Source organism: Treponema sp. B152, from assembly GCF_024181665.1.
Taxonomy (GTDB): Bacteria; Spirochaetota; Spirochaetia; order Treponematales; family Treponemataceae; genus Treponema_B; species Treponema_B denticola.
The window spans coordinates 2,301,127-2,316,917 of the sequence record NZ_CP058668.1; the positions used below are offsets into that span (position 1 = coordinate 2,301,127).

Consider the following 15,791-nt stretch of genomic DNA (forward strand, 5'->3'; position numbering starts at 1 on the left):
ACAAAAAAAATAAAAATATTGCTTTTTTTCCTAAATTATTATACAATGTTAGCTAATGTCAAACGTATATCAAATTATTGGAGAATCCCAGAAAAAATGCCTAAATCCACTTTTTTAAAATTATCCGATGAACGGAAAGAAAAATTACGTAAAACTATATATAATATGTTTATAAAAAAAGATTATGAATCTATTTCGATAAGAGATTTAGTAAAAGAGATGGACATATCAATAGGGAGTTTTTATAAATATTTTGATGATAAGGCGGAAATGTACCTATTTTTCTTCTCTGAGATAGAAAAAAAAATTTTTGAAGAGGAAAAAAGGCGGAATGCGTCTTTTTTTTATCCGGCGAAACTGCTTGATCTGCATGAAATTTTGACGCAGGAAGAGATAGATTTCAGTACTTCATGGTTGAATGTTCCCGAAGACGTACTGTACAAATTTTATTTTAGAGGGCATGCAAAGCAGCTTTACCGCTCAATTCTTGATGAGCTTACCGAAATGCAGCAAAAGGCGCAGCTTAATCCGAATATTAAGGCAAATATAGCTTACCACATAATAATTACCTCAATGTTCAGTTTTATGTTATACATAAAAGAGAATAAAATCACGGATAAGGAAGATTTCTTTAGTAGAAAAACAACTTATTATCAAACGGTAATTTTACCGGGTATATTATCCGAAAAATACTATAAGCAAAAATATTCTAAAAATGCAATAAAAAGTGAGATTATATTATAAAAATATCTCAAACTACCGTAATGAGTTTTTAAACGAAACTGCTCAAACATAACAATAAAATTTTATATATTTACCTCAACCACTTGTAATTTTTTTTAATAAATATTAATATATTATAATAAATATAGAGTTACTCAATCTAAATCATTTTGGAGTATGATTATGAACAATTTGCCTAAGGGCTTTGACAGCTTGGCTGAAGCTCAGCAGAAAAAAATCTATAATCCTATATAAAGACTAAATAGTCAATAGATATATTAGGAATTTTATTAATTTATTAAAATTTATATTGACTCTTTTGCAATATCATAGTATCTTGAAATATCTAATTATAATTTTGGAGGGCAAAATGAAAAAAATTATTTTTGCTGCACTATTTTTATTGCTTGCAAGTACCCTTGTGTTTGCAGCCGGTTCTTCCGAAAAAGAATCAAAGGAACTTTCGGGAAAAACATTGAACGTGGTTGCAACAAGTGCTTACAAGGAACTCTTTGATGCATTTACTGCAAAAACAAACGTAAAAGTTGAATTTCTTTCGATGTCGAGCGGAGAAGTTTTAGCAAGAACAAGGGCAGAAGGAAAGTCCATGGCCGATGTTTGGTTCGGAGGCGGACTTGATGCCTTTATGGCAGTAAAGACCGACGGACTTTTGGAAAACTATGTTTCTCCCAACTCAAAAGATATCCCGGCTCGATATAAGGACCCTGACGGAGCTTGGATTGCAAAAGGAATTACCGTTGTAGGCTTTATCGGAAATAAGGATGTCTTAGCCGAGAAAAAACTTCCCATGCCCAAAACATGGGCAGAGCTTGCCGATCCCAAATATAAGGGAGAAGTTATTATGAGTGACCCTGCAATTTCGGGTACAAGCTATGGAGCAGTAAAAGGTTTACTCGATCTTTTCGGCGAAGAAAAAGGCTGGGCTTATTGGGAAAAGTTAAACGCAAATATTCCTTTTTTGGGAAAGAGAGGAAAGGATCCGCAAGAAAAAACAGCCCAAGGCGAATTTGCAGTGGGCATTATTCCTGCCGACGGAAAGGCTTTTAAAATTGCCGACGATAAAAACTTAACTGTAGTATATCCCGAAGACGGAATTCCGTGGGTACCGGAAGGAACTGCAATCTTTAAATCATGTCCGAATCTCGATGCGGCAAAGGCTTTTATCGACTTTATGCTTACAAAAGAAGCTCAGGAAATTATCGCAAGGCTTGACGGAAAAGATTCAGCTCAAATTGTAAAGCCAGGCATTAAGGGGCTTTCATTAGGCTTGCCGAAAGATAAACTTATAAAGGAAGATTTAAGCAGCTTTGGAAAAGACAGACAAAGAATCTTAGATAAATTTGCTTCGTTAAGATCGAAAAACTAAAACAAAGGCTAATCACCGGTTTAATATAAAAATCGGTGATTAGTTTTTTTATAAAATACCTTTCTTCGATGCATTTATCTTGATTTTAGATTTTTTTATAATTTTTTTCAAGCTATAGCCGTATCTTTACTTATTTTTCTAAGCCGTTTTAATTCTTTTTTTATTTCTTTTGCGCAAGGATGATTATTTCCTTTGATATTTAAAACTATAAAATGCTCTTTTAATAACTGCTTTTCAATCCCTGTCAATTCAGAGTTTGCATCACTAGATTTTATCGGATTATCATTAAAAAAATATTCCACTTCCAATTTATCAATAAAATTATCCGTAGCTTCTTTATCATACTGATTATGAGCAACTATACTGGCTATACTTTGTCTAAGGGTAGATAATATTCTATATTTTACTCTGTTAGCAGTATGTTTATCATTGACATGCCAATTCAATCTGTCTACAACAGGTTCGTTTACGGCAATACCGACATATATGCAAAACATTCCCGACTTTGTTTCAATTGAGGATTTTACATCATCAAATTTGACATTAAGTTCTGTTAAGATAACATCTAATTCAGTTCGTTTTGCCCACCATTTATAATATCCCGGTACTTTTTTTATCTTTTGTAAATTTTCTTTATTTCTTAATTCTATCGCTTTTACTATCATGAGGCTTTCCATTCCTATATTCGTTTTTTTTATCCAAATCAATACAATTACTATTTTTATAACTAAAAACAACACAGTTTAAATGAGGTATTAAATACTCATAGTATGATTTACCTCCAAAAATATAGAATATATCGTTTTTTAACTCATACTTTGATTTTAATTTATTCAACACATCTTCCGCCCATTTCTTTTTATATTCTGCCGATTGTTTTCCCAAATAAAGATTATAATATGAAATATATTCATCTTTATCTAATAGTCCGTATTTTCCTGATAGAATATACCATTCTTCACATTTGTACTTTTTTAATCCCTCTTCTTTTGAAAGAATAAAAGTGTGCCCCTTATATATATCTTTCGCCAAATATTTTTCGGCAGGGCTGTCTTTTCCTAATTTAGTACTGCTGCAAGCAATTAACCCAATTATTTTACCCATAATTTATCTCCTTTCATACCAATAGCAGGTATCTTTTTTTAAAGTCTTTCCATCCTTGTGATATTCAAGTTTATGAACATAAACATTGGTAGAATCTTTTTCCCTTTTATTCACATGAGTAAGTGTATTCCCATATTTATCGTACTCATACCAAGATTCATTATTCTCACTGTCTTTACTATATGAAATTTTTCGCAATTCAATATTATATTCAAACCAAATTTCATATCCATCGGAATGTTTTTCATGTATCAGATTATTGTTACTATCATACTCATTCCAAATTTCATGATTTTTTTTATCTTTTTCATATACTATATTACCGTTGCTGTCATACTGATACCAGTACTCGTATCCGCCGGAAAACTTATGATAGATCATTCTTCCTTTGCTGTCATACTCGCACCACGTTTCATTGCCGTCAGAGTCTTTGGTATGTATTTCTTTATTATTACTGTTATACTCATACCAAACTTCTTTACCTTCGGAATCTTTAGAATAAATTTTATTGCCTTTTTTATCGTAGCGATACCATATTTTACTTTTATACAAATCACCATTCTGTTTAGGTTTAATATATATTGTATTTATCAACTTTCCTTTTGAATCATACTCGTAGATAAATTCATACTGACTGTAATCTACGTATACTTTAGTATGCAGTAAATTTCCTTTACTGTCATATTCATCAATAGATACGAGCTCTACCCATTTACCGATTTCTTCTCCATTAATTTTTATCTCAAGATATACTTTCTCACCGGCAAATAAGGATGCCGTTACAATACTATAGAGAAAAATAAATATTGCAAAAGATAAAAATTTTCGTATATTAATTTTGACAATCATAATTACCCCTCCTATAATTGGACCCCGAATAGCTCATTTTTACTACCGCATTTTGGACAGACTCTATCAGAAACTTCTATATTTTCACCGCAAGAAGAGCATGATACCATTGGAGTTTCATCTTTATTTATTTTTATATTATTGCTTCTCTCCGTATTATTGATTCTTTCTACCAGAGTAAGAGATTCGGTTTTCCCGTTTGCGGGTAAATTTTCGCATAATATGTCATATATTTTAAACACTATCACAAAAAAAGGTATTATTGCAGCTTCTATTAAAAAGGCAATCACAATAAATTTAAGGGCACCTAAAAAACTATATAAAAACTCGTCATTGCCGATGATTTTATTTGCATAGTCATAACCGCGTGTACCTCCTATAATACCCGCTATTATCAAAAAAGCCCATGCAAAAATTTCCATCAAATATTTATAACATTTTACAAGCAGTTTTGTAAGCATCATATTTCTCCTTCTATTCAAATTTCATCGGAAAAAATCCTTTCGGTTTTAATCCGTGTTTTATCCACATTTTCCTTGATGACAATTGACAGTCTAATAAGGCATTTACTATATTGTCTTCCGTATCCGTATTTATCGGTTTTGCACTAGCACCGATTTCAAATACGGTAGATAAAAATCTGTCATCGGCAAACCTTAATAAAAACACCCCGTTAGAAAAATAAAACCATATATCATAGCCTGTAAAATTCGGTTTAGAGAGTTTCATTATCCGCAGCTCCCATTTGTTTTGCTGTTTATATGATTCATCATATATCATCCATTCATACGCACAATGCGATAAATTTTTAAGATAACCATTCATTTTTTCTTTCATTAACGCAATGATTTTAGCTTCCGTAATTTTATTATCATTCCGTGTAGAAAATATTTGCTCATACTTAGTTTTATCTTGAGTATAAGAAAAGTCATCCTCTTCCCACCAATTTTGTTCGGCAAAAAGAGAAATGCTAAATAGAATTAAGAACATCACATATGTAATTCTTTTTAAATTCATATAAGGCCTCCAAATATTATAGTTTTTTTGTATAAATTCCGCCCCAGAAATGGCATCCATAATTAACCTCATCCATTATAATTACAAAAAGATGTAAGTATTCATCCTCCTGTTTTATAACTACTACATACATTTCGCCTTCTTCGTAATCATATTCATTTAAAGCTGACCAAAGTAAAAAGCTTTCTTGTTTGGAAAGCTTTCCCCTATTGTACCGTATAAAGGCATTTTGTTCTTTATAATATTCTTCATTACGCTTAGCTAATTTTTCTACTACATCAAGCGGTGGCATATAAGCCATATAACTGGCAATTGCATAACCGCTATAGCCTCTATCTTTAAAGGAGTAAAACTTTAACTCTTCCGCTTCCAATCCCCATACAAATAACAGCATCAAAATAAATATTAATATTTTTTTATTCATAATATCTTCTATTATTTTTTATTCCCTGAAAACGATACTGTATTTGGCCCCTTTACCATCACCTTACCCGTTACCGTATTATCACTTGCTATCTTTCCTGTAATGGTAAACGGTGTTTCAGTCAATTTCGTTTTGCCGGAACCTGTAAAACTCCCATCAGCTTTTATACTACCGCTGCATTCCGATTTTGCGCTAGATAATATTTCAAACCATCCTGTAAAATTTCCTGAAGCACTGACTGTGAATTCCCAATATCTAACACCGGAATGATTTTCACCCTCACCGCCATAGGTTCCGGCATAAGCTATACCTGCTAACTTATTGTTCACACCTGAACATCCGCTCATCACCACCATTGCACCAATTATCAAAACTAATGCAACAGCCATTGAAACCGATCTTTTTTGTTTCATCTTAACCCTTCCTTCTTGAGATATAATTTTATAAATAGAATTATTTTTATGAGAAAAACAATGATGTAAAAAGTTATTTGTTAGAGATATTATAGTTAATAGAGAAAATGGGGGGGGGTAACCCAAGGCTAACATCTTCCTCTACTTTTTTAGTAAGCAAATTTGAGTTTTGAGAAAAATAAAGTTGAAAACAATCTAAAAATTGCTCAAGCATATATTTATATTAAGCCAAAACCTAGAATCTGTCAAGTCTAAGTAAAACGGGTTTCCTGTATCAATCACCTAAAATTTATTCCATATCATATACTAGTAAATTTATTAAAAATAATATAGACTTATAGGATAATTTAATGAAACAACAGCTTAAAAAAAATTATAACGGCCTCATTGACTATATCCTCATACTAAGCTTAATTTTAAGTATTTTTATATTTATAGCTATGCCTTTTTTTTATGTATTTAAAGAAAGCCTTGTTATAAACGGAAGCCTTAGCTTTGAGCTTTTTGAAGATGTGTTTAAAAATCATCTTAACCTTTTAAAAAATTCCTTATCGGTAGGATTTTATACGACGGTTTTAACGGCAATCGCAGGGATAACCACGGCCTTGTTTTCTTATCTGATGCCTAACAAAATAAAACGCCTGATTTTTTTAATTTTAGCTGTAACGATGATAAGCCCGCCCTTTGTAACAGCCCTCAGTTATATAAACCTCTTTGGAAGGAGGGGCCTTGTTTCTTATTATCTTTTAGGTATTTCAAAAAGTCCGTACGGAATTACCGGCATTGTGCTGATGCAGTCTTTAAGTAATTTTTCTTTAGCGGCTTTAATTTTAATTGGTTTTTTAAATAATTTGGATAGGTCTCAATTGGACAGTGCCCGCAATCTCGGAGCAAAGACGAACCGTCTGATTATCGATATAATTCTTCCTTTTCTTTTTCCTGCAATCAAATCGGTTATGCTCTTAACTTTTTTGCGAAGTTTGTCGGATTTCGGAACTCCCGCAATCATAGGAGGCTCTTTTAATGTGCTTGCAACAGAAAGCTATTTTGCGGTAATAGCTCAAGGCAACTTAGGTAAGGCTTCCGCAATAAATGTGCTTCTTTTAATTCCTGCAATTATTATTTTTATTCTTTATCAAAAAAGTTTTAAAAATATTTCCATCTCTTCACACGGTACGGCCTCCTCGGAGATTGAAATAAAAAGACAGGGAATTCTTTTTTATCTTATAAGCATAATTGCCGTTTTCTTTTTATTATGGATAAGCATTCAATATTCTTCTATTATATTGTCTGCATTTACAAAAATGAAAAAGGGAAAAATGATTTTCACCTTTGCAAATATTTTAGAAACAAGAGACCATATTACAAGCACGGTTATAAGGAGCATAGTCTACAGTCTTATCGCTGCAGGCGGAGGCAGCATAATCGGTTTGCTTATCGCTTATTATAAACAAATAAGAAAAATAAAGATAATGCAGGCCGTAGATTTTGCTGCGACTCTTCCCTATATAATTCCGGGAACTTTTTTCGGGCTCGGTTATTTATTGGCCTTTAATTCAAAACCATTAATGCTTACAGGAACGGCAGCAATAGTTGTTTTAAATATACTATTTAAACAGCTGCCATTTTCTACAAAGATAGGGAATGCGGCAATGGAAGAAATCAATATCGACACTTTAAATTCAATCAGAGATTTAGGCGGTAAAAGAATAAATGAAATCACCGATGCAGTTATTCCTTTAAGTAAAAATGCTTTGGGCGTTTCTTTTATCAACGGATTTACAACGACGATGACTACAATAGGTTCAATTATTTTCTTAGTATACCCGAGTCAAAAAGTTTTAACCCTTGTTATGTTCGATGTAATTCAAAGCGGTTATTATGAAATAGGTTCCGTAATTGCCTTGCTTATAATTATAATTTGTTTAATTGTAAATTTAATTTACTTTTTAGTTTTAAAGAAAAAATAATTTTTAAAAGGCCGGAGGTTTTATGTATTTGGAATTAACAAACCTAACAAAAACATATAAAGAAAAAAATGCGGTAAAAAATATAAGCTTTAACCTTGAAAAAGGAAAGCTCCTCTGTCTTTTAGGACCGTCCGGCTGCGGAAAAAGCACGGTATTAAAATCGATAGGAGGATTTTTAAAACCGGACAGCGGGAAAATAATTCTTGACAGCAAAGAAATTACAAATGATTCGCCTGAAAATAGAAATGTTTCTACCGTTTTTCAATCCTATGGACTTTTTCCTCACATGAATGTTTTATCGAATATTATTTACGGTTTAAAATTTAAAAAGATGCCTAAGGCTGAACGAGTTGAAGCCGGAATGAAGATGATAAAAACTATGGGCTTATCGGGTTATGAAAAAAAACATATAAGCGAACTTTCAGGCGGAGAACAGCAGAGAGTTGCTCTTGCACGCAGTTTGATTATAAGGCCCAAACTTCTTTTGTTGGACGAACCTTTAAGCAACTTGGATGCAAAACTTAGAATCAATATGCGTAAAGAAATAAAACAAATTCAAAAAGAATTTAATATCACTACAATTTTTGTTACCCATGATCAAAGTGAAGCATTTGAAATTGCCGACAAAATTATTTTGATGAATAATGGAGAAATTATTCAGGAAGGAACGGCCGAATCTCTTTATAATCAACCTGCAAACGAATTTGCTCTTGACTTTATCGGTGCAAACAATAAAATAGAAAATTCATATATAAGACCGGAAAAGATAAAAGTATTTAAATCTTTACCGGAAGAAGATACGGAAGATTTTGAAGAAGCCCAAATTAACAATATTATTTTTAAGGGTGAAATAATAGAACTATTTCTTAAAACTAAAGAAAAAGAATTAAAAGCTATTGTTTTAAACAATGACTGCAATTACAAAAAAGATGAAAGAGTTTACATCAAATACAATAGGGAGAGTTTAAATTGAAGATACTTCACTGCCTTGCACAATTACCGATGAAAACAGGAAGCGGGGTTTATTTTAGCACCCTCGTCGAAGGAATGATAAAAAAAGGATATGAAAACGCTGTTCTTTACGGCACACAGCTTCCCTTTGCCGAAAAAATTTTTAATGAATCTTTACCCGATAAATTACAGGGAAGCGTAAAAGAATATCCCATCAAATTTTTATCCGATTATGAGCAGGAAGAAAAAACTGTTTTTAATGCAGACATCCCTTTCCCGATTGCAGGCATGAGCGACATAATGCCCTATACCTCAACCGTCTATTCCGAAATGAACGATGAGATGTATCAAAAATGGATTTCGGTTTTTGAAAAAACTCTTCTCCGTGCAAAAGAAGAATTCAATCCCGATGTCATTATAAGTCATCATCTTTTTATTTTAACCTCTTTGGTAAAAAAAATATTTTCCGGCAAAAAAATAATAGGTATAAGTCACGGTACGGATATAAGGCAGATTAAAAAAAATCCTTGGATAAAAACACAATACATACAAAACTTGGACAAGCTCGATTTATATTTTACCGTAAGCCCTAAGGATATTGCCGAAGTGCAAACTATTTTTTCGGCAAACCTTGAAAAAATTAAATTGGCAGGAGGAGGCTTTAACCCGGATATTTTTAACGATAAGGATAGACATATCTTTGACGGAACATTCAGGCTTTGCTATGCAGGAAAGATATCCGATTCAAAGGGGGTATTTGAACTTTCAAAAACCCTTCCGCTTATTTTAAAAAAATATCCTAATACGGAATTGACTCTCATAGGAAATACAACCGAAGAACAAAAAAATATTCTTTTAAAAAATGCCGGCTTCAGCGAAAATTTAAAAATAGTAAATGCTTCATCTCAAATATGTATGTGCAAAATCTTAAAGCAAAACGATATTTTTATTTTGCCCTCATACTATGAAGCATTAGGCCTTGTCGCCGTTGAAGCCTTAGCCTGCGGCCTTTTTACAGTTACGACAGAAATTGAAGGACTTATAAACCTCCTCGGCGAAAAAATCAACACAAGCGGCATTATCGAATTTGTCAAACTTCCTCGCATTTACGATGTGGACAAGGCATACGAAGAAGATAAGCCGGCCTTTGTCGAAGCCCTTGCCGAAAAAATCATGCTTCAAATGGAAAGACTTAAATCCCAAAAAGATTTTTATTCCCCTGTCGCCGCAGAAATAAAAAAACATTCTTGGGACAGCATTATCGATAGGGTTGAAGAGGAGATTAAATGTACTTCATATTAATTTTTATTCTTAAAACCATCCAGACGGCAGCCTCAACAGGTATTTTGTATTTTTTTGGGTTCGCTATCGATAAATTTACAAACGATCCTTCTCCGGAAAAAATTAAACTCATTATATTCTATGCTCTGCTTGAAATCCTTTTTGTAGTCATTCATCACCTATGTCAACGAGGTGTATTTTTTATACGCAAGAAATTTGCCCTTCTTTATAGCCAAAATCTTTCAGACGCTATTTTTGACATTCCTCCTGAAGATTTTTTAGAACATGAAACGGATTATTATTTTACCGCATTTAAAGATCAAATACCTAAAATACAAACCTCATATTTACTTGGACGCATTAATATCGCTTCAAGTTTTGTAGGAATTTTGTTGACGGTCTTTGTTTTGGTATCATTCCATTTTAGTTTACCGATTATTATGCTCTCGTCTTTTATAATCGGTAAATTAGTTACAAAAATCATTGAGCCTCACATTGACAAAATCTCTTCTCAAGAAATTACTCTGCAAGAAGAATATAACGCCAAAACAAGCGAAAATCAAAGAGGGCTGCCTTTTTATATTCTAAACGGAAAAAGGAATCTGCTTTTTACCCGTCAAGTAAGCGCAAATAATAAATTCGAAAATCAAAGCTGCAAAATAGAAATTAAAAAAACGGGTTTTGAATGGATAATGATTTTAACTTCAATGTGTTTAGCGGTAGCCGGTTTAGCATTTGCAATTTTTTTGTTTACAAAAAACAAAATAACAATCGGTATGTTGAGCTCTACAATCTTATATATGAACATTTTCTCTCAAAAACTTGAAGAACTGCTTAATCTTTTTATTGAAGTCCGTTACGGGAAAACAAGTAAAGAAAAAATAGACGGAATTATAAAAAGTAAAAGAAATAAAATTTTATCGGCAGAGGAGTTTCAAACACTTAATTTGAGCGATGTTTCTTTTTCGTATAATACAAAAAACAGAGAGAGCATCCCCGTTTTAAAAAATATAAATTTACAAATCAACAAGGGCGATAAAATATTATTAACGGGAAAAAGCGGCAGTGGAAAGTCTACCTTGATAAAACTTATATTGAATTTACTAAAACCCGATACCGGTAAAGTATATTTTAACGATAAACTAATTTCAGATAACGAATATCCGCCGTTTTATTTTATTAATCAAAACTTTCATCTTTTTAAAACATCGATTGAGGATAATATTTTCTTTGGAGATAAAAAACAAAAAGAACCTTATGAATTTGCACGACTTGAAAAGTTTTACGATAACGATATAACCGCATTAGATACTGACGGAATGCAAATATCGGGAGGGGAAAAAGAACGCACCGCCTTAGCTCGTGTTTTTGCAGGTTCATATAAAAATATAATTATGGATGAAACTTTTGCAGGTCTTGACTTTGAAAATTATAAATTTATTCAAAACAAATTTTTGGATGATAAAGAGTTAACATATATTGAAATTTCTCATCGTGAAATTGACACTGCAAAATTTGATTATATATTTAATCTGGAGGGAGGAAAATTAAATGTTAAAACTGTTAAAGAAAAATAAATTTCTATTTGGTATAACCTTTGTACTTGTTGCAATAACAGCCTTTTTAAATACCTATTCATCAAAAATTTTACAAATTACTATTGATAAAACTATTGAAGGAAATGGAAAGATTGAATATGTTTTGCTATTTGCCGCATTCGGCTTTTTTGCAGCTCTGGTACTATTTATAGAAAACTTAGCCGAAACTAAACTGCGAAAAGATTGCAGATTGGCACTTAGAAACAATATCGCAAATTATATGGCTTTTGAAAATAGAATTGAACATTATCAGGACAAAACAAAATACTATGAACTTTTTATAAACTCTTGTGATTATTTTTCATCTGAAGCAATTTGTAATCTAATGGATGCTCTCTATAATATAAATGCAATTATATTCGGTCTTGTAACGATGTACTTTATTTTTCCGCCGTTTATTATTTTTTGTTTTGTTTCAATGGCTTTTTCATTTTTAATGTTTAAAAAAATTGATCCTAAACTTGATGAACTCTCAAATACATTTATAGAAAAAAGGTCGGGTTATTATAATTATATTCAAGATATTTTAACGGGACATTTTACGATTTTTATTAACCGCGCAAAAAAATATTTTGTGCAACGTACAAAAAAAGAATTTGAAAATTATGAAAACTACCGATATAAATATAGCGCAAACAGGGATCTGCTTTTGGATATCGTGAATTTCCCCAGCATTCTTATAACCGTTTTGATGATTATCTTTTTATTCTATTTTATTTTGAAAGGAAAAACAACGCTCGGCTCGCTTGCTGCTGTGCTGGGTTTAAATGCACTTATTTCAAGCAGCTTTGAAAATTTATTCTATAATGTCATTTCGATCCGTTCAGGTCTTTTAATTTTAGACAAAAAATATTTTGAAGTTAAAAATCATCTTTCAGAAACTAAAATAGCTACACAACCCCTTACTTCAATAGAGATAAAAAATCTTAATTTTTCTTATGGAGATAATCCTGTCTTTACCGATTTTAACATATCACTAAAAAACGGGTTTTACTATTTGCAGGCTGAAAGCGGAAAAGGAAAGTCTACTCTAATAAAACTTATTACAAAAGAATTACCTGCCCCTGATAATTCGATTTTTATTAACGGTAAAGATATCAATTCCTATACTGAAGATGAACTTATCGGTGAAATTTCATATATTCCGCAAGAAAATTTTATTATCAATGGATCTATCGAAGAAAACCTTTTTACTTCCGTTGAAGAAAAACAAAAAGAGCTCGACCTTGTCTGTGCATTTACCCTTGCAAATACTTTACATGAAAAAGGCAGCTTAGATGAAAAAAGTATTTCGGGCGGTGAAACCAGAAGGCTTAACCTTGCCCGAAACCTTGATTTATCAAAAAGCGTTATCATCTTGGATGAACCTTTTAAAAATGTCGAACGCGAAATTTACAAAAAAATAGAGCACAATCTTATGCAAATAACCGATAAAATTATTATTGCCGTTACACATGAAAAAATTGAAGATAAAAATGCAGCGGTGATAAGCATTTAAAATATTATAGTTTGATAGAGAGTTAAGGAAATAATGTTACTACTTATCTAATTTTCTTGTATAAACTCATATGTTTTAGGCTCTACAATACATCCTGCACAATATAGATAGCTTGTATTATCCTTTTTTAAAATTTCAAATACATTATTAATTTTCTTTATTGTTGCTATATTTTTTGACATATTAAGTAATGCTTCTGCAGCATACATACGTCCGGCAGGATTTTCACCTATTAATATATTTTCAAAAATTTTTACATCTTGTAATTCCAAAAGATGATTCATAGCTTCACGGCCATAAGGAATTTCATTTGTAATTCCAATATTATAACCATAAGCTATATCATTCTCAGAATAAAAGAGAGCAGCATAGTATTTCTGATAATCTTTGGGTAAGTTCAATTTATTCGGTTTTCCAACTAAAGTATTTTTATCATATAAATATTTTTTCTCAATATCATTATCAACAAACGTATAAGAATAAGAATTATCTATAGGATTGCGAATAAAAAAATTATTAAATTCTGCTTCAATATTTTTATCTTTTTTAAACAAAGCAGATAATCTTTCTTTTACAAAATTGTCAATCTTAATATTTATTTTATATCCTTCGTTTTTATATAAAAAATAATCAATGCGAAATCCTGTATCAGCTCCGTTTTTTGAAAACGAAGCTTTTGAAATATTAAAGCCTAAATTGACAGGTTTAATTTTTTCTTCTTTTAATAATTCCTTAATATCATTTTCTGTTAAAGATTTTTTTCGTATAAATTCAAAAACCTCGTCAAGAATTTGTTTATTTTTTTTATATCTGTTCCAATCATAATCTTTGGTAAAGGCCTTTTCTGCAGAACTCTCATCATAAAACAAAACTATTTTTTCCATTAGACCTTTATCAACTTCAAAAAATTGTTTTTTGTCCAGATGTTTTTTAAAATACTCGGCTCGTATTTCAGGTGTAATTTCTACTTGTAAAGATTTTTTAAAACTTGTAAAATCTTCGCTGAGTTTTTTACCGTAACTTCTAGCTTCGTCAGTATAATACAAATAACTATGTCCTCTATTATCATACTCGATAAAAGTGAATCGGCTATTGTTTCCGAATTTTTTATAAAACCGTTTATAATTATTTTCAAAAGAAACGGTATCATCATCAGAACTGTGAATAACCATTATTTTTGTATCGGAATTTTCGAATCCCTTTATGCAAGAATAATTTGCATATTTCCCGAATTTTATTTTTTCTATCAACGAAAAATATGGCATAAAAAAGTTAATCCATTTCCCGATAAAGTCTCCTCCATTATCTTTTATCATACCGATCGAAGAGTTAAAACCCGAAACTGTCACAACCGCCGCTATGTCCTTATGTAAATTTAAAACACTTCCAACAGAATAGCCGCCCCAACTGTGTCCGAAAAGCATAATCGGTAAATTTTTAAATTCTTCATTTTCTTTTACAAACCTGATTGCATAGTCAAGGTCGATAATCCCCTGAGGCAAGCCTCCGACTCCGCTTCCTTCACTTTCATCATTTCCTGTAGCATCATAAGAAAACACCAAATACCCGCTTCCTGCCAAATAATCTGCAACATCCATATAGGAGTTATGCCCGCCGCCCCCGAATCCGTGAGCTATTATTATAAGCCTCTTATAACCGCTGTCTTCTTTATAGTATTTATACGCAGTAAGTTTTTGTCCCTTATTTGAAGTAAAAAAATATTTTTTTAATTTCAATCCTTCAAATTCTTCTACCTGCCGCTTCATATAGGAAGAAGTTGTATATCTTAAACCGAAAGTATCACAATAGATAAAGTAAGCAATACCCATAGGCAAAATAAAAAGAACAAACACAACAGCTGTTATCCATAAAATCAATTTTCTTTTTATTTTCATAATAAAACCTTTTTTAAGCTATTAGTTTTACACCCATTTCTATAGCTATCTTTTTTAATTTCTTATCACAAGTCAGTAGTTTGGCATTATTTCTTCTTGCAGCAATGAGATAAAAAATATCATAAGCAGGGTGTTTGTATTTTACCGCTTCTGCGTATACCTCATTACATAAAGATCTCGTATCTACAAAATCATCTATTAAAGCTATACAATATTCAATTCCTTTTTCACATTTTATTAAATCCAAATTAGAAAAAACTCTATACTTCCAAAAAACATTTGTTATTTCAGAAGGGTAAATATCCGGAGCAAGTATTATATCCGCGTCCATACAAGAATTTTTAAAAACTTCTGCATTTTTCATGTTTAAAGCAATTTCAATTGCGGCACTGGCATCAAGAATTAAAATCAACGTTCTCTATCCTCACGCAGCAGTACTACAGGGTTCGGAAGTTGATCAGCTTCAATGTTAAGGTCTTCCATTTTTTTTAAAACAAGTTGTCTTTTACTTTTATTCCCTATCCTTTTATCAATACTATCTTGTAACATTAAAATCGTTTGTTGCCCTATAGTTCTATGCTCTTTTTGTGCAAGGAGATATATTTGTGAATAAATTTCATCTGGTAAATCATGTACTTGAAGTATAGGCATAATCCCTCCTGCTCTACATTATACCATATT

General features: G+C 31.6%; 17 protein-coding genes. 7 read left to right on the forward strand and 10 right to left on the reverse strand.

Annotated features, from left to right (window positions below; genetic code table 11):
• The first annotated feature begins 96 nt into the window (after positions 1 to 96).
• Together HYB91_RS10820 and HYB91_RS10825 are read left to right on the forward strand one after the other, a co-directional pair.
• Positions 97 to 744: a TetR/AcrR family transcriptional regulator gene (locus HYB91_RS10820; protein WP_002676749.1), complete on the forward strand. Its 648-nt coding sequence runs from the start codon at positions 97 to 99 to the stop codon at positions 742 to 744.
• Between the two features lie 349 nt (positions 745 to 1,093).
• Positions 1,094 to 2,110: an ABC transporter substrate-binding protein gene (locus tag HYB91_RS10825; RefSeq protein WP_002676748.1), complete on the forward strand. Its 1,017-nt coding sequence runs from the start codon at positions 1,094 to 1,096 to the stop codon at positions 2,108 to 2,110.
• Between the two features lie 107 nt (positions 2,111 to 2,217).
• On the opposite strand, the gene HYB91_RS10830 is transcribed toward HYB91_RS10825, so the two are convergent.
• Genes HYB91_RS10830 through HYB91_RS10860 form a run of 7 tightly spaced genes read right to left on the reverse strand, consistent with a single transcriptional unit; the run spans position 2,218 to position 5,917 of the window.
• Positions 2,218 to 2,775: a GIY-YIG nuclease family protein gene (locus HYB91_RS10830; protein WP_002676747.1), complete on the reverse strand. Its 558-nt coding sequence runs from the start codon at positions 2,773 to 2,775 to the stop codon at positions 2,218 to 2,220.
• The gene (locus HYB91_RS10835) at positions 2,744 to 3,214 is read right to left on the reverse strand and encodes a DUF6884 domain-containing protein (protein WP_002676746.1); all 471 of its coding nucleotides are present in this window, start codon (positions 3,212 to 3,214) and stop codon (positions 2,744 to 2,746) included. Before HYB91_RS10835 ends, HYB91_RS10830 begins: the two co-directional genes overlap by 32 nt.
• 3 nt (positions 3,215 to 3,217) lie before the next feature.
• Positions 3,218 to 4,063: a hypothetical protein gene (locus HYB91_RS10840; RefSeq protein ID WP_002676745.1), complete on the reverse strand. Its 846-nt coding sequence runs from the start codon at positions 4,061 to 4,063 to the stop codon at positions 3,218 to 3,220.
• Between the two features lie 11 nt (positions 4,064 to 4,074).
• A complete protein-coding gene (locus tag HYB91_RS10845; RefSeq protein ID WP_252508179.1) occupies positions 4,075 to 4,527 on the reverse strand; it encodes a zinc ribbon domain-containing protein in 453 nt (150 codons plus the stop codon).
• Between the two features lie 10 nt (positions 4,528 to 4,537).
• Positions 4,538 to 5,080 carry a hypothetical protein gene (locus tag HYB91_RS10850; RefSeq protein ID WP_044909788.1) on the reverse strand — a complete coding sequence of 181 codons (543 nt, stop codon included), beginning with the start codon at positions 5,078 to 5,080 and terminating at the stop codon, positions 4,538 to 4,540.
• 16 nt (positions 5,081 to 5,096) lie between these two features.
• Positions 5,097 to 5,504, reverse strand: coding sequence for a hypothetical protein (locus HYB91_RS10855; protein WP_002676742.1), 408 nt, complete (start codon positions 5,502 to 5,504; stop codon positions 5,097 to 5,099).
• 11 nt (positions 5,505 to 5,515) lie between these two features.
• Entirely contained in the window at positions 5,516 to 5,917 is a 402-nt protein-coding gene (locus HYB91_RS10860; RefSeq protein ID WP_002676741.1) for a hypothetical protein, read from the reverse strand.
• Positions 5,918 to 6,267: 350 nt separating this feature from the next.
• On the opposite strand from HYB91_RS10860, the gene HYB91_RS10865 reads away from it, so the two are divergent.
• The 5 genes from HYB91_RS10865 to HYB91_RS10885 are packed head-to-tail and all read left to right on the forward strand — an operon-like array spanning position 6,268 to position 13,215.
• Entirely contained in the window at positions 6,268 to 7,887 is a 1,620-nt protein-coding gene (locus HYB91_RS10865) for an ABC transporter permease (protein ID WP_002676739.1), read from the forward strand.
• A gap of 22 nt (positions 7,888 to 7,909) precedes the next feature.
• The gene (locus HYB91_RS10870; protein ID WP_002676737.1) at positions 7,910 to 8,860 is read left to right on the forward strand and encodes an ABC transporter ATP-binding protein; all 951 of its coding nucleotides are present in this window, start codon (positions 7,910 to 7,912) and stop codon (positions 8,858 to 8,860) included.
• A complete protein-coding gene (locus HYB91_RS10875; protein WP_002676736.1) occupies positions 8,857 to 10,140 on the forward strand; it encodes a glycosyltransferase family 4 protein in 1,284 nt (427 codons plus the stop codon). Before HYB91_RS10870 ends, HYB91_RS10875 begins: the two co-directional genes overlap by 4 nt.
• Positions 10,125 to 11,696 carry an ATP-binding cassette domain-containing protein gene (locus tag HYB91_RS10880; protein ID WP_002676734.1) on the forward strand — a complete coding sequence of 524 codons (1,572 nt, stop codon included), beginning with the start codon at positions 10,125 to 10,127 and terminating at the stop codon, positions 11,694 to 11,696. Before HYB91_RS10875 ends, HYB91_RS10880 begins: the two co-directional genes overlap by 16 nt.
• Positions 11,671 to 13,215, forward strand: coding sequence for an ATP-binding cassette domain-containing protein (locus HYB91_RS10885; RefSeq protein ID WP_002676732.1), 1,545 nt, complete (start codon positions 11,671 to 11,673; stop codon positions 13,213 to 13,215). Before HYB91_RS10880 ends, HYB91_RS10885 begins: the two co-directional genes overlap by 26 nt.
• 47 nt (positions 13,216 to 13,262) lie before the next feature.
• Here the strand turns inward: HYB91_RS10885 and HYB91_RS10890 are convergent, their stop codons facing one another.
• From HYB91_RS10890 to HYB91_RS10900, 3 genes are read right to left on the reverse strand one after another with little or no spacing between them, the layout of a single operon-like run.
• Entirely contained in the window at positions 13,263 to 15,110 is a 1,848-nt protein-coding gene (locus HYB91_RS10890; protein ID WP_253719516.1) for an alpha/beta hydrolase family protein, read from the reverse strand.
• A 13-nt stretch (positions 15,111 to 15,123) separates the two neighbouring features.
• A complete protein-coding gene (locus tag HYB91_RS10895; RefSeq protein WP_253719517.1) occupies positions 15,124 to 15,522 on the reverse strand; it encodes a type II toxin-antitoxin system VapC family toxin in 399 nt (132 codons plus the stop codon).
• Positions 15,519 to 15,761, reverse strand: a complete 243-nt coding sequence (locus HYB91_RS10900; protein ID WP_253719518.1) for a hypothetical protein — start codon at positions 15,759 to 15,761, stop codon at positions 15,519 to 15,521. Before HYB91_RS10900 ends, HYB91_RS10895 begins: the two co-directional genes overlap by 4 nt.
• Positions 15,762 to 15,791 lie beyond the last annotated feature (30 nt).

What these genes read in the sequence shown, in the direction of transcription:
- HYB91_RS10820 (WP_002676749.1), top strand. Translation starts at nt 97, where the DNA reads ATGCCTAAATCCACTTTTTTAAAATTATCCGATGAACGGAAAGAAAAA.
- HYB91_RS10825 (WP_002676748.1), top strand. Translation starts at nt 1,094, where the DNA reads ATGAAAAAAATTATTTTTGCTGCACTATTTTTATTGCTTGCAAGTACC.
- HYB91_RS10830 (WP_002676747.1), bottom strand. Translation starts at nt 2,775, where the DNA reads ATGATAGTAAAAGCGATAGAATTAAGAAATAAAGAAAATTTACAAAAG.
- HYB91_RS10835 (WP_002676746.1), bottom strand. Translation starts at nt 3,214, where the DNA reads ATGGGTAAAATAATTGGGTTAATTGCTTGCAGCAGTACTAAATTAGGA.
- HYB91_RS10840 (WP_002676745.1), bottom strand. Translation starts at nt 4,063, where the DNA reads ATGATTGTCAAAATTAATATACGAAAATTTTTATCTTTTGCAATATTT.
- HYB91_RS10845 (WP_252508179.1), bottom strand. Translation starts at nt 4,527, where the DNA reads ATGATGCTTACAAAACTGCTTGTAAAATGTTATAAATATTTGATGGAA.
- HYB91_RS10850 (WP_044909788.1), bottom strand. Translation starts at nt 5,080, where the DNA reads ATGAATTTAAAAAGAATTACATATGTGATGTTCTTAATTCTATTTAGC.
- HYB91_RS10855 (WP_002676742.1), bottom strand. Translation starts at nt 5,504, where the DNA reads ATGAATAAAAAAATATTAATATTTATTTTGATGCTGTTATTTGTATGG.
- HYB91_RS10860 (WP_002676741.1), bottom strand. Translation starts at nt 5,917, where the DNA reads ATGAAACAAAAAAGATCGGTTTCAATGGCTGTTGCATTAGTTTTGATA.
- HYB91_RS10865 (WP_002676739.1), top strand. Translation starts at nt 6,268, where the DNA reads ATGAAACAACAGCTTAAAAAAAATTATAACGGCCTCATTGACTATATC.
- HYB91_RS10870 (WP_002676737.1), top strand. Translation starts at nt 7,910, where the DNA reads ATGTATTTGGAATTAACAAACCTAACAAAAACATATAAAGAAAAAAAT.
- HYB91_RS10880 (WP_002676734.1), top strand. Translation starts at nt 10,125, where the DNA reads ATGTACTTCATATTAATTTTTATTCTTAAAACCATCCAGACGGCAGCC.
- HYB91_RS10885 (WP_002676732.1), top strand. Translation starts at nt 11,671, where the DNA reads ATGTTAAAACTGTTAAAGAAAAATAAATTTCTATTTGGTATAACCTTT.
- HYB91_RS10890 (WP_253719516.1), bottom strand. Translation starts at nt 15,110, where the DNA reads ATGAAAATAAAAAGAAAATTGATTTTATGGATAACAGCTGTTGTGTTT.
- HYB91_RS10900 (WP_253719518.1), bottom strand. Translation starts at nt 15,761, where the DNA reads ATGCCTATACTTCAAGTACATGATTTACCAGATGAAATTTATTCACAA.